This window comes from Citrobacter sp. XT1-2-2, from assembly GCF_023516235.1.
Lineage (GTDB): Bacteria > Pseudomonadota > Gammaproteobacteria > Enterobacterales > Enterobacteriaceae > Citrobacter > Citrobacter werkmanii.
On the sequence record NZ_CP097324.1, the window covers coordinates 4,892,614 to 4,913,203 of the forward strand.

15 protein-coding genes, 2 tRNA genes and 3 rRNA genes are annotated in these 20,590 nt (G+C 52.6%); 5 read left to right on the forward strand and 15 right to left on the reverse strand.

The genetic code is table 11. The features are described from left to right. The first annotated feature begins 92 nt into the window (after positions 1-92). Positions 93-1,028: an acyltransferase gene (locus M4I31_RS23295; protein WP_085049697.1), complete on the forward strand. Its 936-nt coding sequence runs from the start codon at positions 93-95 to the stop codon at positions 1,026-1,028. Positions 1,029-1,041: 13 nt separating this feature from the next. Here the strand turns inward: M4I31_RS23295 and dsbA are convergent, their stop codons facing one another. The 3 genes from dsbA to M4I31_RS23310 form a co-directional block, all read right to left on the reverse strand. Beyond that, a complete protein-coding gene (dsbA, locus tag M4I31_RS23300) occupies positions 1,042-1,665 on the reverse strand; it encodes a thiol:disulfide interchange protein DsbA (protein WP_038635827.1) in 624 nt (207 codons plus the stop codon). Between the two features lie 16 nt (positions 1,666-1,681). Continuing rightward, the gene (locus M4I31_RS23305; protein ID WP_085049696.1) at positions 1,682-2,668 is read right to left on the reverse strand and encodes a serine/threonine protein kinase; all 987 of its coding nucleotides are present in this window, start codon (positions 2,666-2,668) and stop codon (positions 1,682-1,684) included. 76 nt (positions 2,669-2,744) lie between these two features. Beyond that, on the reverse strand, positions 2,745-3,014 hold the full coding sequence (locus M4I31_RS23310) for a YihD family protein (protein WP_003028616.1): 270 nt from the start codon (positions 3,012-3,014) through the stop codon (positions 2,745-2,747). Positions 3,015-3,083: 69 nt separating this feature from the next. On the opposite strand from M4I31_RS23310, the gene mobA reads away from it, so the two are divergent. Continuing rightward, positions 3,084-3,668, forward strand: a complete 585-nt coding sequence (gene mobA, locus M4I31_RS23315; protein WP_085049695.1) for a molybdenum cofactor guanylyltransferase MobA — start codon at positions 3,084-3,086, stop codon at positions 3,666-3,668. Further along, positions 3,665-4,168: a molybdopterin-guanine dinucleotide biosynthesis protein MobB gene (mobB, locus tag M4I31_RS23320; protein WP_085049694.1), complete on the forward strand. Its 504-nt coding sequence runs from the start codon at positions 3,665-3,667 to the stop codon at positions 4,166-4,168. The genes mobA and mobB overlap by 4 nt, the downstream gene beginning before the upstream one ends. Before the next feature lie 334 nt (positions 4,169-4,502). On the opposite strand, the gene rrf is transcribed toward mobB, so the two are convergent. The 9 genes from rrf to pepQ all read right to left on the reverse strand — a co-directional run bounded on the left by rrf (position 4,503) and on the right by pepQ (position 13,966). Further along, a 5S ribosomal RNA gene (gene rrf / locus M4I31_RS23325) occupies positions 4,503-4,618 on the reverse strand. Between the two features lie 97 nt (positions 4,619-4,715). Then, positions 4,716-7,620 (reverse strand): 23S ribosomal RNA (locus tag M4I31_RS23330). Positions 7,621-7,819: 199 nt separating this feature from the next. Next, positions 7,820-7,895, reverse strand: a tRNA-Ala gene (locus M4I31_RS23335). Positions 7,896-7,934: 39 nt separating this feature from the next. Continuing rightward, positions 7,935-8,011 (reverse strand) — tRNA-Ile (locus tag M4I31_RS23340). A 71-nt stretch (positions 8,012-8,082) separates the two neighbouring features. Then, positions 8,083-9,622 (reverse strand): 16S ribosomal RNA (locus M4I31_RS23345). The 16S, 23S and 5S rRNA genes sit together here with 2 tRNA genes alongside, the layout of an rRNA operon. Before the next feature lie 351 nt (positions 9,623-9,973). Further along, positions 9,974-10,519 carry a menaquinone-dependent protoporphyrinogen IX dehydrogenase gene (hemG, locus tag M4I31_RS23350; RefSeq protein ID WP_038634428.1) on the reverse strand — a complete coding sequence of 182 codons (546 nt, stop codon included), beginning with the start codon at positions 10,517-10,519 and terminating at the stop codon, positions 9,974-9,976. A gap of 11 nt (positions 10,520-10,530) precedes the next feature. Then, positions 10,531-11,982 (reverse strand): Trk system potassium transporter TrkH, encoded by a 1,452-nt coding sequence (gene trkH / locus M4I31_RS23355; protein ID WP_003017848.1) that lies wholly within the window; start codon positions 11,980-11,982, stop codon positions 10,531-10,533. A 38-nt stretch (positions 11,983-12,020) separates the two neighbouring features. Then, complete coding sequence (locus tag M4I31_RS23360) at positions 12,021-12,635, reverse strand: IMPACT family protein (protein WP_085049785.1); 615 nt, start codon at positions 12,633-12,635, stop codon at positions 12,021-12,023. Continuing rightward, complete coding sequence (gene pepQ / locus M4I31_RS23365; protein WP_038634435.1) at positions 12,635-13,966, reverse strand: Xaa-Pro dipeptidase; 1,332 nt, start codon at positions 13,964-13,966, stop codon at positions 12,635-12,637. The genes M4I31_RS23360 and pepQ overlap by 1 nt, the downstream gene beginning before the upstream one ends. A gap of 187 nt (positions 13,967-14,153) precedes the next feature. Between pepQ and fadB the strand changes: the two genes are divergently transcribed. Both fadB and fadA read left to right on the forward strand, forming a co-directional pair. Beyond that, on the forward strand, positions 14,154-16,343 hold the full coding sequence (fadB, locus tag M4I31_RS23370; RefSeq protein ID WP_085049784.1) for a fatty acid oxidation complex subunit alpha FadB: 2,190 nt from the start codon (positions 14,154-14,156) through the stop codon (positions 16,341-16,343). A 9-nt stretch (positions 16,344-16,352) separates the two neighbouring features. Then, entirely contained in the window at positions 16,353-17,516 is a 1,164-nt protein-coding gene (gene fadA / locus M4I31_RS23375; protein ID WP_038634440.1) for an acetyl-CoA C-acyltransferase FadA, read from the forward strand. Positions 17,517-17,730: 214 nt separating this feature from the next. Here the strand turns inward: fadA and M4I31_RS23380 are convergent, their stop codons facing one another. The 3 genes from M4I31_RS23380 to fre form a co-directional block, all read right to left on the reverse strand. Further along, positions 17,731-18,711, reverse strand: coding sequence for a LacI family DNA-binding transcriptional regulator (locus M4I31_RS23380; protein WP_085049783.1), 981 nt, complete (start codon positions 18,709-18,711; stop codon positions 17,731-17,733). Positions 18,712-18,725: 14 nt separating this feature from the next. Next, on the reverse strand, positions 18,726-19,634 hold the full coding sequence (locus tag M4I31_RS23385; RefSeq protein ID WP_085049782.1) for an ROK family protein: 909 nt from the start codon (positions 19,632-19,634) through the stop codon (positions 18,726-18,728). A gap of 229 nt (positions 19,635-19,863) precedes the next feature. After that, entirely contained in the window at positions 19,864-20,565 is a 702-nt protein-coding gene (gene fre / locus M4I31_RS23390; RefSeq protein ID WP_038634448.1) for an NAD(P)H-flavin reductase, read from the reverse strand. Positions 20,566-20,590: the final 25 nt, after the last annotated feature.

Genomic DNA, 20,590 nt, shown 5'->3' on the forward strand with positions numbered 1-20,590 from the left:
AGATATTCCTTTTTTTTCTATTCAGGGAAGATCCATCATTTGGTTCGTTTTCTGATAAAATTAGCCCCTTGCGCCTCTTTAGCGCACTGTCTATGGCTAACCTTTTGAATAATTTAATTATGACAAGAATACTCGCTGCGATAACGCTGTTGCTGAGTATCGTATTGACCATATTGGTCACGATTTTTTGTTCTGTGCCGATCATCCTTGCCGGGGTTGTAAAACTCCTTTTGCCTGTTCCTGTCGTCTGGCGCAAGGTTTCCATCTTCTGTAATTTCATGATGTATTGCTGGTGTGAAGGTCTGGCGCTACTTCTACACCTCAATCCACGATTGAAGTGGGACGTCGAAGGGCTGGAAGGTCTTAGCAAAAAAAACTGGTATCTGCTCATTTGTAATCATTACAGCTGGGCCGATATCGTTGTGCTTTGCGTTCTGTTCCGTAAGCACATCCCGATGAATAAATATTTTCTCAAACAACAGCTGGCCTGGGTGCCGTTTATTGGCCTGGCCTGCTGGGCGCTGGATATGCCGTTTATGAAACGTTATTCACGCGGCTATCTGCTCCGTCACCCGGAACGGCGCGGTAAAGATGTGGAAACAACGCGTCGTTCCTGCGAGAAGTTTCGCGTACACCCGACAACTATCGTGAATTTTGTCGAAGGTTCACGCTTTACTAACGAGAAACGTGAGCAAACCCGCTCCCCCTATCAAAACCTGCTCCCACCTAAGGCGGCCGGTATCGCTATGGCATTGAATGTACTGGGGTCGCAGTTTGATAAGTTGCTGAACGTCACGTTGTGCTACCCGGAAAATAGCCGCCGCCCTTTCTACGATATGCTGAGCGGCAAATTAACGCGTATTGTCGTGCGGGTGAACCTGGAGCAAATTCAAGAAGAGTTGCACGGTGATTACGTGAACGATAAAGGTTTCAAGCGTCGGTTTCAGCTATGGTTGAATACGCTCTGGAGCGAGAAAGACGCGCAAATAGATGCGATTAAAGCCACAAACAAAAAAGCCGGTCAATGACCGGCTTTCGCTTTTACTTCTGACTAACCAGGAATTTCACGGTATCCGCATACTGCTGTACAAAGATATCCATGCTGCTGGTATCCATGCCCTGCGGGTTTACCTGGTATTTACCATTCACGAACATCGCCGGAACGCCCTGCAGCTGTAAATCAGCCGCCGCTTTTTCCTGCTGCGCCACGAGTGATTTCACCACAAAGCTGTTCCATGCCGCATCGTAGTCTTCACCTTTAATACCCGCGTCGACAAACACTTTACGGATATCTGCAACAGACTGAACGGTCTGGGTTTTCTGAACCCCTTCAAACAGCGGAACAGTGACCTTATCTTCAACGCCAAGTGCCATAGCAACAGCCCAGGCCTGCGTCAGATCTTTACCCAAAGGCCCAAGAAACTCGACGTGGTATTTGGTCATCTTGGTACCTTCCGGCAGTTTTTTCTTCACGTTATCAGACACATGAAGCACTTCTTCAAACTGGTAGCAATGCGGGCAGTAGAAGGAGAAGAACTCCAACACTTGCGGTTCACCCGCAACAGGCTTTTCCAGAGTGATGTATTGTTTGCCATCCTGGAACTGCGCCGCAGATGCGCTAAAAGCTAAAACCATACCAGCCAGCGCCAGCCATATTTTTTTCATGTTCAAGTTTCTCCGATTAATACATTGGCGTTAATTGTAAGGGGGGCTCTTGCAGAATTTTTGCCTGCTCAATAAAAGTTGCGGTCTGACGATGCCAGTAATCTTCCCCGGTTAACCACGGGAAGTTTTTTGGAAACGCAGGGTCACCCCAACGTCGAATCAGCCATGCAAGATAATAAACTAAACGCATAGCACGTAAAGGTTCGATCAGTCCGATTTCTGTCGTGTCGAACTCACTAAACTCTTCATAAGCCTCGATAATGGTTTCAAGCTGCATGCGTTGTTCAGCTTTATCACCATTGAGGAGCATCCATAAATCCTGAACAGCCGGACCATTGCGGGCATCATCTAAATCGACAAACATTGGGCCGTCACGCCACAGAATATTGCCGGCATGACAATCACCGTGCAGGCGTAACGTGGCAAAACGCGTATGCCAGCATTCGGAAACTACTGTAATAAGTGCATCCGTTGCTTTCAGGAAGGCTGCTTTTTGCCCTGATGGAATAAGTTGGGCCTGTTCAAACAGTTTACGCGGTTCGGTCAGATACTCTTCAAGGCCAATCGTGGGACGGAAAGCGAAATTACGCTTGCCGCCAGTCTGGTGCATACGCCCCAGATAGCGCCCAACCGCCTCCATCTGATCGATGTTATCTGCCTCAAACTGGCGTCCGCCGACGCTTGGGAAGATCGCATAATGAAAACCCTGATGGCTTAACAGTGTTTGGTCGTTCAGTACCAGCGGCGCAGCAACCGGCACTTCATCGCTCACCAGCTCCAGAGCAAACTGGTGCTCCTCCTGGATCTGATCGACGGACCAACGCTCAGGGCGATAAAACTTAACGACAAAGCGTCTGCGGTCTTCGTCCTGAAACTGATAGACACGGTTTTCATAGCTGTTAAGCGGGGTAAGCCCGGAGTCCACCCGGATCCCCTGCTCAAACAGCGCATCCATGATGGTATCCGGGTGTAGCGTCTGGAAAGTAAAAGCGTTGTCGTTCATCCCATCATCCGGAAAATACTACGAATGATTCAGGATATCATTTCGCAGCGCTTTCGGTGGCGGCGATTACAAGCTTTTACTCTTTAATTACGCCACGTGCGCGGAGAAGGGCTGTTTTAAAATCTTCTTCATAATCTTTCTGAATACCTGGGATGACGGCGTCTTTCGCCGAGTCACGCATTTTCAGGTGATAGATCAGAATGTCATCAGTTAAATCCGCCAGTTCACCGTCAAAACCTGACTCTTGCGCCAGTTTCTGTAAAAATTGCATCAGGTTAAGATCGGGTTCTTTCTGCCAGGCTGGCTGGAGGAGTTCAATAACTTCATTCAGGCGTTTACATTTCATGGTTGTGCTCCTTAGGCTCAATACGGATACGTTAGCAGGGTCAATCCCACATTAAAAGAGGCGATATCAGTGATTCTGGATAGTGCAATAACAGGGGTTGTGCTGGCGGGCGGTAAGGCCAGACGGATGGGCGGAACGGATAAAGGTCTGCTTGAGCTGGACGGTAAACCGCTTTGGCGGCATGTAGCCGATACCCTCGCTTTGCAGGTCGAAACCGTTGTCGTTAATGCCAATCGCCACCGGGATATCTACCAACAAAGCGGCCTGAAAGTTATTCCCGATGCCCTGGCCGATTTCCCTGGCCCACTGGCCGGGATGCTGTCGGTATTCCTGCAGCAAGCGGGAGACTGGTTTTTGTTCTGCCCGTGCGATATGCCCTATATTCCTCACGATCTGGTCTCTCGTTTAAAAGAGCAGCGCAAAGCTGCACCAATCGTCTGGGTGCATGATGGGGAAAGAGATCACCCGACCATTGCCCTGATGCACCGTTCCTTGCAGCCCTTGCTACAGGATTATCTTCAGTCAGGTGAACGACGCGTCATGATTTTTATGCGTCAGGCTGGCGGTCATGCCGTCGATTTCAGCGATCATAAAGATGCATTCGTAAACGTGAACACACCTGAAGAACTCGCAAAATGGCAGGAAAAATCATGATCCCATTACTTGCCATTGCGGCATGGAGCGGTACGGGAAAAACCACGCTGCTAAAGAAACTGATCCCTGAGCTGCGCGCCAGAGGTATTAGACCCGGATTGATTAAGCATACTCACCATAATATGGATATCGACAAGCCCGGCAAAGATAGCTATGAGCTGCGCAAGGCAGGGGCGGCACAAACACTGGTCGCCAGTCAGCAACGTTGGGCGTTAATGGTAGAAACACCGGAAGAACCCGAACTGGATTTAGCGTATCTGGTAAGCAGGATGGATGCTTCGACGTTGGATATGGTACTGGTTGAGGGATTTAAGCATGAACCTGTTGCGAAGATCCTGCTTTTTCGCGAGGGCTGCGGGCATAGTTCTAAAGAGTTGGCGATGGATGAGTTTGTTATCGCGGTTGCCAGTGATGTTCCGTTACCTGTGGATGTTCCATCATTAGATATTAATGATATACAGCAAATTGCTGATTTTGTTATGCAATGGGTAAGAAGATAACCACGGTGCCGCAATGTGCCTGATGCGCTGCGCTTATCAGCGCCTACAAAATACGTTCAGTATAACGTAGGCCGGATAAGGCGGTGCCCCGCATCCGGCAGGTTTCATTTCACACAGACGCAAAAAAGCCCATCCGTCAGGACGGGCTTCTTTACTTTATTTGATGCCTGGCAGTTTATGGCGGGCGTCCTGCCCGCCACCCTCCGGGCCGTTGCTGCGCAACGTTCAAATCCGCTCCCGGCGGATTTGTCCTCCTCAGGAGAGCACTCACCGACAGACCACAGATAAAACAAAAGGCCCGGTCTTTCGACCGGGCCTTCCGCTTTTATTTGATGCCTGGCAGTTCCCTACTCTCGCATGGGGAGACCCCACACTACCATCGGCGCTACGGCGTTTCACTTCTGAGTTCGGCATGGGGTCAGGTGGGACCACCGCGCTACAGCCGCCAGGCAAATTCTGTTATCAGACCGCTTTGTGCGTTCTGATGTTATCTGTATCAGGCTGAAAATCTGTCTTCTCAAATCCGCCAAAACACCTTCGGCGTTGTAAGGTTAAGCCTCACGGTTCATTAGTATCGGTTAGCTCAATGTATCGCTACACTTACACACCCGACCTATCAACGTCGTCGTCTTCAACGTTCCTTCAGGAGACTTTAAGTCTCAGGGAGAACTCATCTCGGGGCAAGTTTCGTGCTTAGATGCTTTCAGCACTTATCTCTTCCGCATTTAGCTACCGGGCAGTGCCATTGGCATGACAACCCGAACACCAGTGATGCGTCCACTCCGGTCCTCTCGTACTAGGAGCAGCCCCCCTCAATTCTCCAGCGCCCACGGCAGATAGGGACCGAACTGTCTCACGACGTTCTAAACCCAGCTCGCGTACCACTTTAAATGGCGAACAGCCATACCCTTGGGACCTACTTCAGCCCCAGGATGTGATGAGCCGACATCGAGGTGCCAAACACCGCCGTCGATATGAACTCTTGGGCGGTATCAGCCTGTTATCCCCGGAGTACCTTTTATCCGTTGAGCGATGGCCCTTCCATTCAGAACCACCGGATCACTAAGACCTGCTTTCGCACCTGCTCGAGCCGTCACTCTCGCAGTCAAGCTAGCTTATGCCTTTGCACTAACCTCCTGATGTCCGACCAGGATTAGCTAACCTTCGTGCTCCTCCGTTACTCTTTGGGAGGAGACCGCCCCAGTCAAACTACCCACCAGACACTGTCCGCAACCCGGATTACGGGCCCACGTTAGAACACCAGCCATTAAAGGGTGGTATTTCAAGGACGGCTCCATGCAGACTGGCGTCCACACTTCAAAGCCTCCCACCTATCCTACACATCAAGGACCAGTGTTCAGTGTCAAGCTATAGTAAAGGTTCACGGGGTCTTTCCGTCTTGCCGCGGGTACACTGCATCTTCACAGCGAGTTCAATTTCACTGAGTCTCGGGTGGAGACAGCCTGGCCATCATTACGCCATTCGTGCAGGTCGGAACTTACCCGACAAGGAATTTCGCTACCTTAGGACCGTTATAGTTACGGCCGCCGTTTACCGGGGCTTCGATCAAGAGCTTCTCCTTACGGATAACCCCATCAATTAACCTTCCGGCACCGGGCAGGCGTCACACCGTATACGTCCACTTTCGTGTTTGCACAGTGCTGTGTTTTTAATAAACAGTTGCAGCCAGCTGGTATCTTCGACTGATTTCAGCTCCATGAGTAAATCACTTCACCTACATATCAGCGTGCCTTCTCCCGAAGTTACGGCACCATTTTGCCTAGTTCCTTCACCCGAGTTCTCTCAAGCGCCTTGGTATTCTCTACCTGACCACCTGTGTCGGTTTGGGGTACGATTTCGTGTTACCTGATGCTTAGAGGCTTTTCCTGGAAGCAGGGCATTTGTCACTTCAGCACCGTAGTGCCTCGTCATCACACCTCAGCGTTAAAAGGTACCGGATTTACCTGGAACCTCCGCCTACATGCTTAAACCGGGACAACCGTCGCCCGGCCGACATAGCCTTCTCCGTCCCCCCTTCGCAGTAACACCAAGTACAGGAATATTAACCTGTTTCCCATCGACTACGCCTTTCGGCCTCGCCTTAGGGGTCGACTCACCCTGCCCCGATTAACGTTGGACAGGAACCCTTGGTCTTCCGGCGTGCGGGTTTTTCACCCGCATTATCGTTACTTATGTCAGCATTCGCACTTCTGATACCTCCAGCAGCCCTCACAGGCCACCTTCAACGGCTTACAGAACGCTCCCCTACCCAACAACACATAGTGTCGCTGCCGCAGCTTCGGTGCATGGTTTAGCCCCGTTACATCTTCCGCGCAGGCCGACTCGACCAGTGAGCTATTACGCTTTCTTTAAATGATGGCTGCTTCTAAGCCAACATCCTGGCTGTCTGTGCCTTCCCACATCGTTTCCCACTTAACCATGACTTTGGGACCTTAGCTGGCGGTCTGGGTTGTTTCCCTCTTCACGACGGACGTTAGCACCCGCCGTGTGTCTCCCGTGATAACATTCTTCGGTATTCGCAGTTTGCATCGGGTTGGTAAGTCGGGATGACCCCCTAGCCGAAACAGTGCTCTACCCCCGAAGATGAGTTCACGAGGCGCTACCTAAATAGCTTTCGGGGAGAACCAGCTATCTCCCGGTTTGATTGGCCTTTCACCCCCAGCCACAAGTCATCCGCTAATTTTTCAACATTAGTCGGTTCGGTCCTCCAGTTAGTGTTACCCAACCTTCAACCTGCCCATGGCTAGATCACCGGGTTTCGGGTCTATACCCTGCAACTTAACGCCCAGTTAAGACTCGGTTTCCCTTCGGCTCCCCTATACGGTTAACCTTGCTACAGAATATAAGTCGCTGACCCATTATACAAAAGGTACGCAGTCACACCCGAAGGTGCTCCCACTGCTTGTACGTACACGGTTTCAGGTTCTTTTTCACTCCCCTCGCCGGGGTTCTTTTCGCCTTTCCCTCACGGTACTGGTTCACTATCGGTCAGTCAGGAGTATTTAGCCTTGGAGGATGGTCCCCCCATATTCAGACAGGATACCACGTGTCCCGCCCTACTCTTCGAGTTCACAACATGTGCATTTTTGTGTACGGGACTATCACCCTGTACCGTCGGACTTTCCAGACCGTTCCACTAACACACATGCTGATTCAGACTCTGGGCTGCTCCCCGTTCGCTCGCCGCTACTGGGGGAATCTCGGTTGATTTCTTTTCCTCGGGGTACTTAGATGTTTCAGTTCCCCCGGTTCGCTTCGTTAACCTATGTATTCAGTTAACGATAGTGTGACGAATCACACTGGGTTTCCCCATTCGGAAATCGCCGGTTATAACGGTTCATATCACCTTACCGGCGCTTATCGCAGATTAGCACGTCCTTCATCGCCTCTGACTGCCAGGGCATCCACCGTGTACGCTTAGTCGCTTAACCTCACAACCCGAAGATGTTTCACTTCTGATTGCGAAAATTTGAGAGACTCGAACACACCGCTTTTCATTTCTTGTTTACGGAGAAATGAAACAGTGTGTCGTTTCAATTTTCAGCTTGATCCAGATTTTTAAAGAGCAAAACTTCGCAGTGAACCTTTTCAGGTACACTCTGAAGTTTTCTTGGGTTGTTGCAGTAAAGATGGTGGAGCTATGCGGGATCGAACCGCAGACCTCCTGCGTGCAAAGCAGGCGCTCTCCCAGCTGAGCTATAGCCCCATCGTAGTTAAAACCTCTTCAAATTCACCAGGATGAATTTGGTAGGCCTGAGTGGACTTGAACCACCGACCTCACCCTTATCAGGGGTGCGCTCTAACCACCTGAGCTACAAGCCTGCAGAGATTTTCTTACTGCTAATTTTCATCAGACAATCTGTGTGAGCACTGCAAAGGTCGGTTCTTTAAGGTAAGGAGGTGATCCAACCGCAGGTTCCCCTACGGTTACCTTGTTACGACTTCACCCCAGTCATGAATCACAAAGTGGTAAGCGCCCTCCCGAAGGTTAAGCTACCTACTTCTTTTGCAACCCACTCCCATGGTGTGACGGGCGGTGTGTACAAGGCCCGGGAACGTATTCACCGTGGCATTCTGATCCACGATTACTAGCGATTCCGACTTCATGGAGTCGAGTTGCAGACTCCAATCCGGACTACGACATACTTTATGAGGTCCGCTTGCTCTCGCGAGGTCGCTTCTCTTTGTATATGCCATTGTAGCACGTGTGTAGCCCTACTCGTAAGGGCCATGATGACTTGACGTCATCCCCACCTTCCTCCAGTTTATCACTGGCAGTCTCCTTTGAGTTCCCGGCCGGACCGCTGGCAACAAAGGATAAGGGTTGCGCTCGTTGCGGGACTTAACCCAACATTTCACAACACGAGCTGACGACAGCCATGCAGCACCTGTCTCAGAGTTCCCGAAGGCACCAAAGCATCTCTGCTAAGTTCTCTGGATGTCAAGAGTAGGTAAGGTTCTTCGCGTTGCATCGAATTAAACCACATGCTCCACCGCTTGTGCGGGCCCCCGTCAATTCATTTGAGTTTTAACCTTGCGGCCGTACTCCCCAGGCGGTCGACTTAACGCGTTAGCTCCGGAAGCCACGCCTCAAGGGCACAACCTCCAAGTCGACATCGTTTACGGCGTGGACTACCAGGGTATCTAATCCTGTTTGCTCCCCACGCTTTCGCACCTGAGCGTCAGTCTTTGTCCAGGGGGCCGCCTTCGCCACCGGTATTCCTCCAGATCTCTACGCATTTCACCGCTACACCTGGAATTCTACCCCCCTCTACAAGACTCTAGCCTGCCAGTTTCGGATGCAGTTCCCAGGTTGAGCCCGGGGATTTCACATCCGACTTGACAGACCGCCTGCGTGCGCTTTACGCCCAGTAATTCCGATTAACGCTTGCACCCTCCGTATTACCGCGGCTGCTGGCACGGAGTTAGCCGGTGCTTCTTCTGCGAGTAACGTCAATCGCTGTGGTTATTAACCACAACGCCTTCCTCCTCGCTGAAAGTACTTTACAACCCGAAGGCCTTCTTCATACACGCGGCATGGCTGCATCAGGCTTGCGCCCATTGTGCAATATTCCCCACTGCTGCCTCCCGTAGGAGTCTGGACCGTGTCTCAGTTCCAGTGTGGCTGGTCATCCTCTCAGACCAGCTAGGGATCGTCGCCTAGGTGAGCCGTTACCCCACCTACTAGCTAATCCCATCTGGGCACATCCGATGGCAAGAGGCCCGAAGGTCCCCCTCTTTGGTCTTGCGACATTATGCGGTATTAGCTACCGTTTCCAGTAGTTATCCCCCTCCATCGGGCAGTTTCCCAGACATTACTCACCCGTCCGCCACTCGTCACCCGAGAGCAAGCTCTCTGTGCTACCGTTCGACTTGCATGTGTTAGGCCTGCCGCCAGCGTTCAATCTGAGCCATGATCAAACTCTTCAATTTAAGTTTGATGCTCGTGAATTAAACTTCGTAATGAATTACGTGTTCACTCAGAGACTTGGTATTCATTTTTCGTCTTGCGACGTTAAGAATCCGTATCCTCGAGTGCCCACACAGATTGTCTGATAAATTGTTAAAGAGCAGTGCCGCTTCGCTTTTTCTCAGCGGCGCGGGGTGTGCATATTACGCTATCCCGCTTCAGAGTCAAGCGTTTATTTACGCTTTTCTCCGCTGACCCGGCGGCGTGTAATCCGTTGTTCCGTGTCAGTGGAGGCGCATTATAGGGAGTTATTTCAGGCTGACAAGGGGAAATTCAAAATAATTTTCCGAGTGATTATTTTTTATTCTTTACGCTTATTTTGGCAACGTTTTGTGGGTTAATTGGGCAATTTCCCGTGCAAAACCCGCGACCTGTTCCCAATCGGTATACACCACTTCTTTATGCGTATCCGTTTCACCGCCTGACATCTTCATTATCAGTTGGATCATCACACGGTCATACCAGCGATAGCGGGGATACAGCAAAGCGCCGGCAATAACCGCACTGCGATCCGGCCGCCACGGCGAACTCATCAGGAACTTACGCGCATAGCTGTTGGTTTGCGGCGTACGCTTCTCCGGTTTACGGGCAACCAGGTTAACGGAGTAGAACGCACTCGGCATCGCATTCAGCCGCGTGGCATGCTTTTTCACAAACTCCTGAAATGCGGCATGGTAATGACCATATCGAATCGAGGCGCCAATCACCACGCTGTCATAATTTTGCCAGTCAGGCTCCGCGGTGCGATGCAAATTAACAACATCCGTCCAAACGCCCAGCTCTTTGAGTTCAGAAGCCAGATACTCGGCGATTTCACGCGTTTGCCCGTCCCGGGAAGAAAAAAGAATCAGTGTTTTCACGTGTTACTCCATTATTCACGCCAGAAAGTAGGGGTAAAGAGTACCAGCAGAGTAAAGACCTCCAGACGACCAAACAGCATATTGGCAATCAGGATCCACTTCGCCACGGGATTCATACTGGCAAAGTTGTCGGCGACAACGCCCAGCCCTGGCCCGAGGTTATTCAGCGTCGCCACCACAGAGGCAAACGCGGAGAAGTCATCAACACCGGTCGCAATAATCGCCAGCATACTGATAATAAAGACCAGCGCATAGGCAGAAAAGAATCCCCATACGGCTTCAAGAATTCGCTCCGGCAGCGCACGGTTACCCAGTTTGATACTGTAAACAGCATTCGGGTGAACCAGACGTTTCAACTCGCGGTTACCTTGCTTAAACAGCAACAGGATACGAATCACCTTCAAGCCTCCGCCCGTAGACCCGGCACAGCCGCCGATAAAGGCAGAACACAACAACAACACCGGCAGGAACAGCGGCCAGCGGGCAATGCTGTCGGTGGTAAATCCGGCGGTCGTCGCCATTGATACCACCTGGAAAAAGGCCTGGTTGATGGTCGTGAGCGCTGAACCGTAGGTATTGTGTATCCACAGTACCAGCGTACAGACAGCCACTAGCGTCAACTGCACGCCGATGAACATGCGAAATTCCGGATCGCGCCAGTAGACCTTCAGACTACGGCCGCTTAATAAAGAGAAGTGCAGGCCATAGTTACAGCCGGAGATCAGCAAGAAGATAGCAATGATGGTATTGATCGTGGGACTGTCGAAATATCCCACGCTGGCATCGTGCGTGGAAAAGCCGCCAATCGCAATCGTGGCAAAGCTGTGCCCAATGGCGTCAAACGCGGGCATCCCGGCAAACCATAGCGCCAGTGCACATGCCACCGTCAGCAATACATAGATAAGCCACAGGGTTTTCGCCGTTTCGGCAATACGCGGGCGCATTTTATTATCTTTCAGCGGCCCCGGCATTTCTGCCCGGTAGAGCTGCATCCCCCCGACGCCAAGAATAGGCAGAATAGCCACCGCCAGCACGATGATCCCCATCCCGCCGAACCATTGCAGCATCTGTCGATAAAAGAGGATAGCGTGTGGCAATGAATCCAGCCCCACCAGCGTTGTTGCCCCGGTGGTGGTCAATCCGGAAAAGGATTCAAAAAATGCATCGGTAATCGTCAGGTTAGGGCTTTCCGCAAAGATGAACGGCAGCGCACCCACGCTACCCAGCACGGTCCAGAACAAGACGACAATCAGAAAACCTTCGCGAGATTTCAGCTCGCCTTTCTCTTTGCGGTTCGGCCACCACAGCATGGAGCCGATCGCCAGAGCAACGAAGAAAGTTTGGGTAAATGCACGCCCTGCCCCATCGCGATAGATGAGAGCCACCAGTCCGGGGATAATCATCGTCCCCGAGAATAAGATGACCAGTAGTCCAACGATTCGGGTAATGGCGCGAAAATGCATCTCTACCGCTTCCTTAGTTCTTTAAAATGAGGTGGGGATTATTCTTCAATCGCTAACAATTGCAATGAACCACGACTAAAATCCGCCAGTTTTGCCGAAAATTCATCCACTTTGGCATAAGGAAGCGCCACCCTGAGCCGAACAAAAGCCTGGTAATCACTGGCAACGACTTTACCGTCAAACTGACCCAGCAAAGCTTCTATGCCTGCCAGCTGACCGTACTCACACTGCAAAGTATATTCGGTTAATGGCGTCTTGCGCTGTGTCGTTAACTGACGCAACGCCTGATTCACACCGCCACCGTAGGCTTTTACCAGCCCACCCGTACCGAGAAGGATACCGCCGTAGTAGCGCACCACCACTGCGGTAATCTCACCGACACCGCTGCCCATCAGCTGCGCGAGCATCGGCTTGCCTGCCGTTCCCGCCGGTTCGCCATCGTCTGAAAAGCCCAACTGCTGCGAGTCATTCGGCGCCCCCGCCACCCATGCCACACAATGGTGGCGGGCGTCCGGGTGTTCCGTTTTGACGGACTCAACGAATGCTTTCGCCGCTTCTACGCCGTCCGTATGGGCGAGCAGCGTAATGAAGCGGCTTTTTTTGATCTCTTCAACGACGCTAACCGGCGCCGCAGGGATTAACCAACTGTCCATTACGCCAGTTTTAAATCCCGCGTCATGTTCTCGATATTGTTCTCGTGGACCACCACGTTGTCTTCAATACGAATACCGCCGAACGGTTTCAGAGCTTCAATTTTCTGCCAGTTGAAGTGTTTGCTGAACTGCCCTTCACGCCACGGCGCCAGCAGCGATTCAATAAAGTAGATGCCCGGTTCGATGGTCAGTACCATGCCCGGCTGCAGAACACGGGTGCAGCGCAGGTAAGGATACTTCGACGGGGCAGCAAGGTGGGTACCGCTGTCATCCTGCATAAAGCCAGCGACATCATGCACCTGCAGACCCAACGGGTGACCAATACCGTGCGGCATAAACGGTCCAGTAAGATCGTTTTCCACCATCGCCTCTTCACTCATATCGGTGATGATTTGATGCTTACGCAGCAGCTTCGCGATGCGCTGATGGAACTGAATGTGGTAATCCACGTAGCTGGTACCCGCTTTCATGGTAGCAATAAGCGCCAGCTCTTCGTCGTTAACATCTTTCACCAGATGCGCATAGTCGTTGTCGCTTTTCGCCGACCAGGTACGCGTCAGGTCTGCCGCATAGCCGTTATATTCCGCACCAGCGTCCAGCAGGAAGCTGCGAATTTCAGACGGCGCCTGATGATCCAGTTTGGTGTAATGAAGAACCGACGCATGCTCATTAAGCGCAACGATGTTGCTGTATGGCACGTCGGTGTCGCGGTGACCGGTCGCGGTCAGATAAGCCAGGTTGATGTCAAATTCGCTCATCCCGGAACGGAACGCTTCTTCCGCGGCACGGTGTCCATTCACCGCCATTTTCTGCGCTTCGCGCATACAGGCCAGTTCGTAATCCGTTTTAAAGGCGCGGTAATAATGCAGGTAGTCGATCACCCCTTTCGGGTTGATGTTGCTGGCCGCGATGTCCAGTTGCAACGCACGTTCCGGAACCGGACCGATATAACCGATATTGCCGCGAGCAGCTGGCAGTTGGCTACCGATACCGTCCGCTTTTGGCAGCGCGATGATCTCGATTTCTTCTGTCCAGAAGGAGGTCGGCAGCGGCTCAACGTTATGCCAGTAGTCGACCGGCAGATAGAACCACAATTTTGGCTTATTCACACCATCCACCAGCAACCAGCAGTTAGGGACCTGCGTTACGGGTACCCAAGCTTTGAATTGCGGATTGACCTTAAACGGGTACGGATGGTCGTCAAGAAAGACGTTAACAAGTTCGCCAGAGTGAATAAGTAACGCATCCAGCTTGAAGCGTTCCAGCGCGTCGCGCGCCCGCTCTTGTAAGGTAACAATATGATTTTTATAGAGTGCGGCCAGTGATTCCATTTTCTATCCTTCTGTTTTTGACCTCAAGACTCCGCATCTTAGCACATCGCTTTGTGAGTGCGTGATTTCTGCCGAGCGTGATCGAATCGTCATTTCTTTAATCATTCATTTGCATTTTTTTAACATAAAACACACACTTCGATTCATCTGGTATGACCAGATCACCTTGCGGATTCAGGAGACTGACATGCTTTACAAAGGCGACACCCTGTACCTCGACTGGCTGGAAGATGGCATCGCCGAACTGGTGTTCGATGCCCCTGGTTCGGTCAATAAACTCGACACGGCCACCGTTGCCAGCCTGGGCCATGCGCTTGACGTGCTGGAAAAACAACCGAATTTAAAAGGGCTGCTGCTGCGCTCTAACAAAGCAGCCTTTATTGTCGGTGCCGATATCACCGAATTCCTTTCATTGTTCCTCGTGCCTGAAGAACAGTTGAGCCAGTGGCTGCATTTTGCCAACAGCGTCTTTAATCGTCTGGAAGATCTGCCTGTTCCGACCCTCTCAGCGGTAAATGGCTATGCGCTGGGCGGCGGCTGCGAGTGTGTGCTGGCGACCGATTACCGTCTGGCAACGCCGGACCTGCGCATCGGCCTGCCGGAAACCAAGCTGGGCATCATGCCAGGCTTTGGCGGATCCGTACGTATGCCACGTATGCTGGGCGCGGACAGCGCGCTGGAAATCATTGCTGCAGGTAAAGATGTTGGTGCTGAGCAGGCGCTGAAAATCGGCCTGGTCGATGGCGTCGTGAAACACGAGAAACTGCTTGATGGCGCGATCGCCATATTACGTCAAGCGATTAACGGCGATCTCGACTGGAGAGCCAAACGCCAGCCGAAACTGGAACCGTTGAAACTCAGCAAAATTGAAGCGGCGATGAGCTTTACTATCGCCAAAGGTATGGTGGCGCAGACGGCCGGGAAGCATTATCCCGCACCAATCACTGCCGTGAAAACGATTGAGGCGGCAGCCCGTTTTGGCCGTGAAGAAGCGCTGAACCTGGAAAATAAAAGTTTTGTTCCACTGGCGCACACCAGTGAAGCTCGCGCATTGGTTGGGATCTTCCTTAACGATCAGTTCGTGAAAGCCAAAGCCAAAAAGCTCACCAAAAATATTGAGGCGCCAAAGCAAGCGGCGGTGCTGGGCGCGGGCATTATGGGCGGCGGTATCGCTTACCAGTCGGCCTGGAAAGGCGTGCCGGTTGTGATGAAAGATATCAACGACAAATCATTAACGCTGGGCATGACCGAAGCGGCCAAGCTGCTGAACAAACAGCTCGAGCGCGGTAAAATTGACGGCCTGAAAATGGCGGGCGTGATTTCCACTATCCATCCAACCCTCGACTATAGCGGCTTCGAGCGTGTGGACGTGGTAGTCGAAGCGGTTGTGGAAAACCCGAAAGTGAAAAAAGCGGTACTGGCGGAAACCGAAGATAAGGTACGCCCGGACACCGTACTGGCTTCGAACACCTCAACCATTCCAATCAACGAACTGGCCAGCGTGCTCAAACGCCCGGAAAACTTCTGTGGCATGCACTTCTTTAACCCGGTGCACCGCATGCCGTTGGTTGAGATCATTCGCGGCGAAAAAAGCTCAGATGAAACCATCGCTAAGGTTGTCGCCTGGGCAAGCCAGATGGGCAAAACGCCAATTGTGGTCAACGACTGCCCTGGTTTCTTCGTCAACCGCGTGCTGTTCCCCTATTTTGCCGGTTTCAGCCAGTTGCTGCGCGACGGAGCGGATTTCCGCAAAGTCGACAAAGTGATGGAAAAACAGTTTGGCTGGCCGATGGGCCCGGCTTATCTGCTGGACGTGGTGGGGATCGATACCGCGCATCACGCACAGGCGGTGATGTCTGCGGGCTTCCCACAGCGTATGCAGAAAGATTATCGCGATGCGATCGATGCCCTGTTTGATGCTAACCGTTTCGGACAGAAAAACGGTCTCGGGTTCTGGCGTTATAAAGAAGACAACAAGGGCAAGCCGAAGAAAGAAGAAGATGCCGCCGTTGATGGTCTGCTGGCAGAGGTCAGCCAACCGAAACGCGACTTCAGCGATGACGAGATTATCGCCCGCATGATGATCCCAATGGTCAACGAAGTGGTGCGTTGTCTGGAAGAAGGCATTATCGCCAGCCCGGCAGAAGCCGATATGGCGCTGGTTTATGGCCTGGGCTTCCCTCCGTTCCACGGCGGCGCGTTCCGCTGGCTGGATACGCTCGGCAGCGCGAAGTATCTCGATATGGCCCAACAGTATCAGCACCTAGGCCCACTGTATGAAGTTCCGGCCGGTCTGCGTGATAAAGCGCGCCATAACGAACCGTATTATCCCCAGGTTGAGCCTGCCCGCCCGGTTGGCAGCCTGAAAACGGCTTAAGGAGTCACAATGGAACAGGTTGTAATTGTTGATGCGATCCGTACCCCGATGGGCCGTTCAAAAGGGGGAGCGTTTCGTAACGTGCGGGCAGAAGACCTCTCCGCACATTTAATGCGTAGCCTGCTGGCGCGTAATCCGGCGCTGGAGCCATCCGCGCTTGATGATATTTACTGGGGCTGCGTGCAGCAAACGCTGGAGCAGGGTTTCAATATCGCTCGTAACGCGTCACTACTGGCGGAAATCCCACATTCAGTACCGGCAGTGACCGTTAACCGTCTGTGTGGTTCATCCATGCAGGCGCTGCATGATGCAGCACGCATGATCATGACCGGCGATGCTCAGGCGTGCCTGATTGGCGGCGTGGAACATATGGGCCATGTGCCGATGAGTCACGGCGTTGATTTCCACCCGGGTATGAGCCGCAACGTGGCGAAAGCCGCGGGGATGATGGGCCTGACGGCGGAAATGCTCTCCCGCATGCACGGTATTAGCCGTGAAATGCAGGATGCCTTCGCCGCGCGTTCACACGCTCGCGCCTGGGCTGCTACACAGTCTGGCGCATTTAAAAATGAAATCATCCCGACTGGCGGTCATGATGCAGACGGCGTGCTGAAGCAGTTTAACTACGATGAAGTTATCCGCCCGGAGACCACGGTTGAAGCGCTTTCTACCCTGCGCCCGGCATTCGATCCAGTTAGCGGCACGGTGACGGCCGGTACCTCTTCCGCGCTTTCCGATGGTGCTGCCGCGATGCTGGTCATGAGCGAAAGCCGTGCCCGTGAGCTGGGTCTGACGCCACGTGCCCGAATTCGTTCAATGGCCGTTGTCGGCTGCGACCCTTCCATCATGGGTTACGGTCCGGTTCCGGCTTCAAAGCTGGCGCTGAAAAAAGCGGGACTCTCCACCAGCGACATCGGCTTGTTTGAGATGAATGAAGCTTTTGCCGCCCAGATCCTGCCGTGTATTAAAGATCTGGGGCTGATGGAGCAGATCGACGAGAAGATCAACCTCAACGGCGGGGCGATCGCATTGGGTCACCCGCTGGGTTGTTCCGGTGCGCGTATCAGCACTACCCTGCTCAACCTGATGGAACGCAAAGACGTACAGTTTGGTCTGGCGACGATGTGTATCGGGTTAGGTCAGGGTATCGCGACGGTATTTGAGCGAGTTTAATCAAAGCACGCCGGGGGCGCTTCGCTTGCCCGGCCTACGAAATGTTATCTCAAAGCCATTGGTGCCAGAACAAGGCGGCAAGTGAATGAATCCCGATGAGCTTACGTATAGTAAGTGATTCGGGTGAATGAGCGCAGCCAACACAGTTATGGTGCCAATGGCGAAGAGAGAAAATTTAGTTGCCGTTCTTCCCGCCTGTCAGGGGCGGGTTTTTTTATTTCCCTGAACTACCACGTACCACTAACTGCACCGGCAGCAGCAGATTCTCTTCCTGCTTCTCTTCGAGTAGTAAACGCAGCGCTTCCCGACCCAGCTGTTGCTTATCAACCGCGATAGTACTCAGCGGCGGATGTGACCAGGCTGCGGCATCAATATCATCAAACCCTACCAGCGCAAGGTCTTCCGGGATACGTATGCCCTGCTGCGCGCACACTCTTTGAACAACCATCGCTGCCGCATCGTTATAGGCAAAAATGGCATCGGGTGGTTCCGGCAACCTGAGCAGCTCATTAACCGCCTCTACCAAAGATTGCTCGGTATCGAGCAACGGCGGCGCGATGGCTTCGTACTCTGGCGGCATCAGCAACCGGGCTTCATACAATGCCTGACGATAGCCCTTCCCACGCTGACGAATACTGTAGTGAGAAAGTGTACTGGCAAGAAACGCGATGCGGTTGCGACCTTGTGCAATCAGGTGTTGCGTGGCCAGATAGCCGCCCTGGGTATTGTCCGGATTGACACAAGGCAGGCCAGGCGCCCAGAGATCCACCAGTACCAGCGGCAGTTTCATCTGTTGCAGCAGCCCAAGCAATTCAGGCTCAAAAAATCCGGCGCAGATCAGCGCATCCGGCTGGTGCAGCATCACCTGCTCACTCACCGTATCACCCGGACCGATAGACAGAAAGCTCAGCGCAATACCATTCTCGCGACAAAGATCTTCTATACCTAACAGCAGTTGGGAGTAAAACGGTAATGCGCGGCTGATATTGTGCTGACGATGCAGCAAAAACAGGACGCGTTTGATCTTGTCGCTGCGCAAGCGGGAAAAATCATAACCCTGCTGCTGCGCCACAGAAATAATGCGCAACCGGGTATCTTCACGCAGCCCCGGCTGCCCTTTTAGGGCGCGGGAAACAGCGCCAACTGAGACCCCACATGCTTCGGCAATGTCTCTGATACGTACAGGTTTCGTCATTTCACTCTCATTGATTATACGCAGGCTCGTTGCGCCCCCAGCCAGGCGGCACCACGCACGCCGCTGCTGTCGCCGTGTCTGGCCGGAACGATCGGTGTACGGCACTGTTTACCAAATACGTACTGTGCTACTCGCGCCTGCAAGCCAGAATACAGTAAATCGATATTAGATACCCCGCCCCCCAACACAATCACATCGGGATCGAGCGTATTCACCACGCTTGCCAACGCCCGCGCCAGTTGATCGCAATAGCGTTCCCATAACAAACAGGCATCTGCATCACCCGATTCTACCTGGCGCATAATTTGTGGCACACCCGCATGTTGCGCGGTGTGGTTCAAATACTGGCGTTCCAGGCCGCTGCCGGAAATAAAGCTTTCGATACAGTTCAACTGTCCGCAATAGCATGTCACTGCGGCCCCATCCAGGGATTCATGATAACGCGGCAAGGCATTATGCCCCCACTCGCCTGCGCAGGCGTTAGGACCGGAAATCAGGCGGTTATCGATACACACACCGCCGCCGCAACCGGTACCGAGGATGACGCCAAAAACGACGCTGTGTCCATATCCGCTGCCGTCCATCGCCTCTGACAGCGTAAAGCAGTTAGCATCGTTGGTGACGGGCACAGCCATCCCTAACGCTTGCTCAAGATCTTGCGCAAAGCTCTGCTGATTCAGCACCAGAATGTTGGAGTTTTTGATTAACCCTTCGCTATCCACTGCACCGGGCACCCCAACGCCAACCGAGAAAGGCTGATTAACGGCCTGCCTGGCCTTAGCAATCATCTCCGTTACGGCGTGGAAAAAATCGCCATAGCTCTGCTTTGGGGTTGCGCATCGCTCGCGATAAACAATTTCCCCCGTATTATCAATCACTACCGCTTCGATTTTAGTCCCGCCAATATCCAGGCCAAGCCTCATGGTTTTTCCCTCGTTTGCGCCTTGTAATGTGATGCTGCATAGCTTGCCAACTTTGTTTACTAAACAAAAAGAGTTCCGTCACAAAAGCTTATTTTTATGATTAATAGATAGCAAAAAAATGTTTACTAAAAACTGGTGAGGAAAGAAAGGCAACGAGACCGGGCTTGCACCCTGTTAGTAGAAGTAAGGTGAGTAATGAATGCGCCGGAAGGGCTCCGGCGCACAGCGCTTAAATAAACGCGAACGCGTCGCCAAACAGGCGGTCTTCACGCGCACTGCGTTCATTGCAGAACAGATCGCGCGCGATTTTAGCCATTTCAAAACGTCCGGCAATGTAGATATCGTGTTCCGCCAGGGTACCGTAATCCTGTAATACTGCCGTTAATACGGTGCCCGTACGACCACGCCAGCCTTCTTCAGGCTGTTCTACCACTGGCTCAACGCGCAGATTCGGATGATTTACTGACAGCGCTTCCAGCTCAGAGAGATCGTAGAGATGCTTCTCTTCGCGCCCGCCCCAGTAAATAGTGATATCGCGATTTGGATTGCGCGCCAGCGCGGTAAGCAGAATGGAACGCGCGTAAGAGAATCCCGTCCCGCCGGCAATCAGGAGCAACGGTCGTTCGTCCTCATCACGTAGCCAGGCTTCGCCATGCGGAATGTCGACCTTAATTTCCCGGTCTTTCAGAATGCGGTCCATCACGGCCATGGCGTACAGATTTAGCTCAGAAGCGCCAACGTGCAGTTCAATGAACCCCTGCTCGTCCGGCGTAGATGCCATGGAGAACGGGCGCTTATCTCGTTCGTCCATCACGACCATTAAATACTGGCCGGCACGAAAGGAAAACGCCGCGTCTGGCACTAAACGAACGCGATATACGGTGTCAGTGATAGCTTCTACCGAGGTCACTTTACAGCTTAAGGTTGTCATGCGCTCTCTCTGTCGGATCAATAGG

Bases quoted from the DNA above. Each gene is read 5' to 3' on its own strand.
- M4I31_RS23295 (WP_085049697.1), top strand. From the start codon at position 93: ATGGCTAACCTTTTGAATAATTTAATTATGACAAGAATACTCGCTGCG.
- dsbA (WP_038635827.1), bottom strand. From the start codon at position 1,665: ATGAAAAAAATATGGCTGGCGCTGGCTGGTATGGTTTTAGCTTTTAGC.
- M4I31_RS23305 (WP_085049696.1), bottom strand. From the start codon at position 2,668: ATGAACGACAACGCTTTTACTTTCCAGACGCTACACCCGGATACCATC.
- M4I31_RS23310 (WP_003028616.1), bottom strand. From the start codon at position 3,014: ATGAAATGTAAACGCCTGAATGAAGTTATTGAACTCCTCCAGCCAGCC.
- mobB (WP_085049694.1), top strand. From the start codon at position 3,665: ATGATCCCATTACTTGCCATTGCGGCATGGAGCGGTACGGGAAAAACC.
- trkH (WP_003017848.1), bottom strand. From the start codon at position 11,982: ATGCATTTTCGCGCCATTACCCGAATCGTTGGACTACTGGTCATCTTA.
- M4I31_RS23360 (WP_085049785.1), bottom strand. From the start codon at position 12,635: ATGGACAGTTGGTTAATCCCTGCGGCGCCGGTTAGCGTCGTTGAAGAG.
- pepQ (WP_038634435.1), bottom strand. From the start codon at position 13,966: ATGGAATCACTGGCCGCACTCTATAAAAATCATATTGTTACCTTACAA.
- fadB (WP_085049784.1), top strand. From the start codon at position 14,154: ATGCTTTACAAAGGCGACACCCTGTACCTCGACTGGCTGGAAGATGGC.
- fadA (WP_038634440.1), top strand. From the start codon at position 16,353: ATGGAACAGGTTGTAATTGTTGATGCGATCCGTACCCCGATGGGCCGT.
- M4I31_RS23380 (WP_085049783.1), bottom strand. From the start codon at position 18,711: ATGACGAAACCTGTACGTATCAGAGACATTGCCGAAGCATGTGGGGTC.
- M4I31_RS23385 (WP_085049782.1), bottom strand. From the start codon at position 19,634: ATGAGGCTTGGCCTGGATATTGGCGGGACTAAAATCGAAGCGGTAGTG.
- fre (WP_038634448.1), bottom strand. From the start codon at position 20,565: ATGACAACCTTAAGCTGTAAAGTGACCTCGGTAGAAGCTATCACTGAC.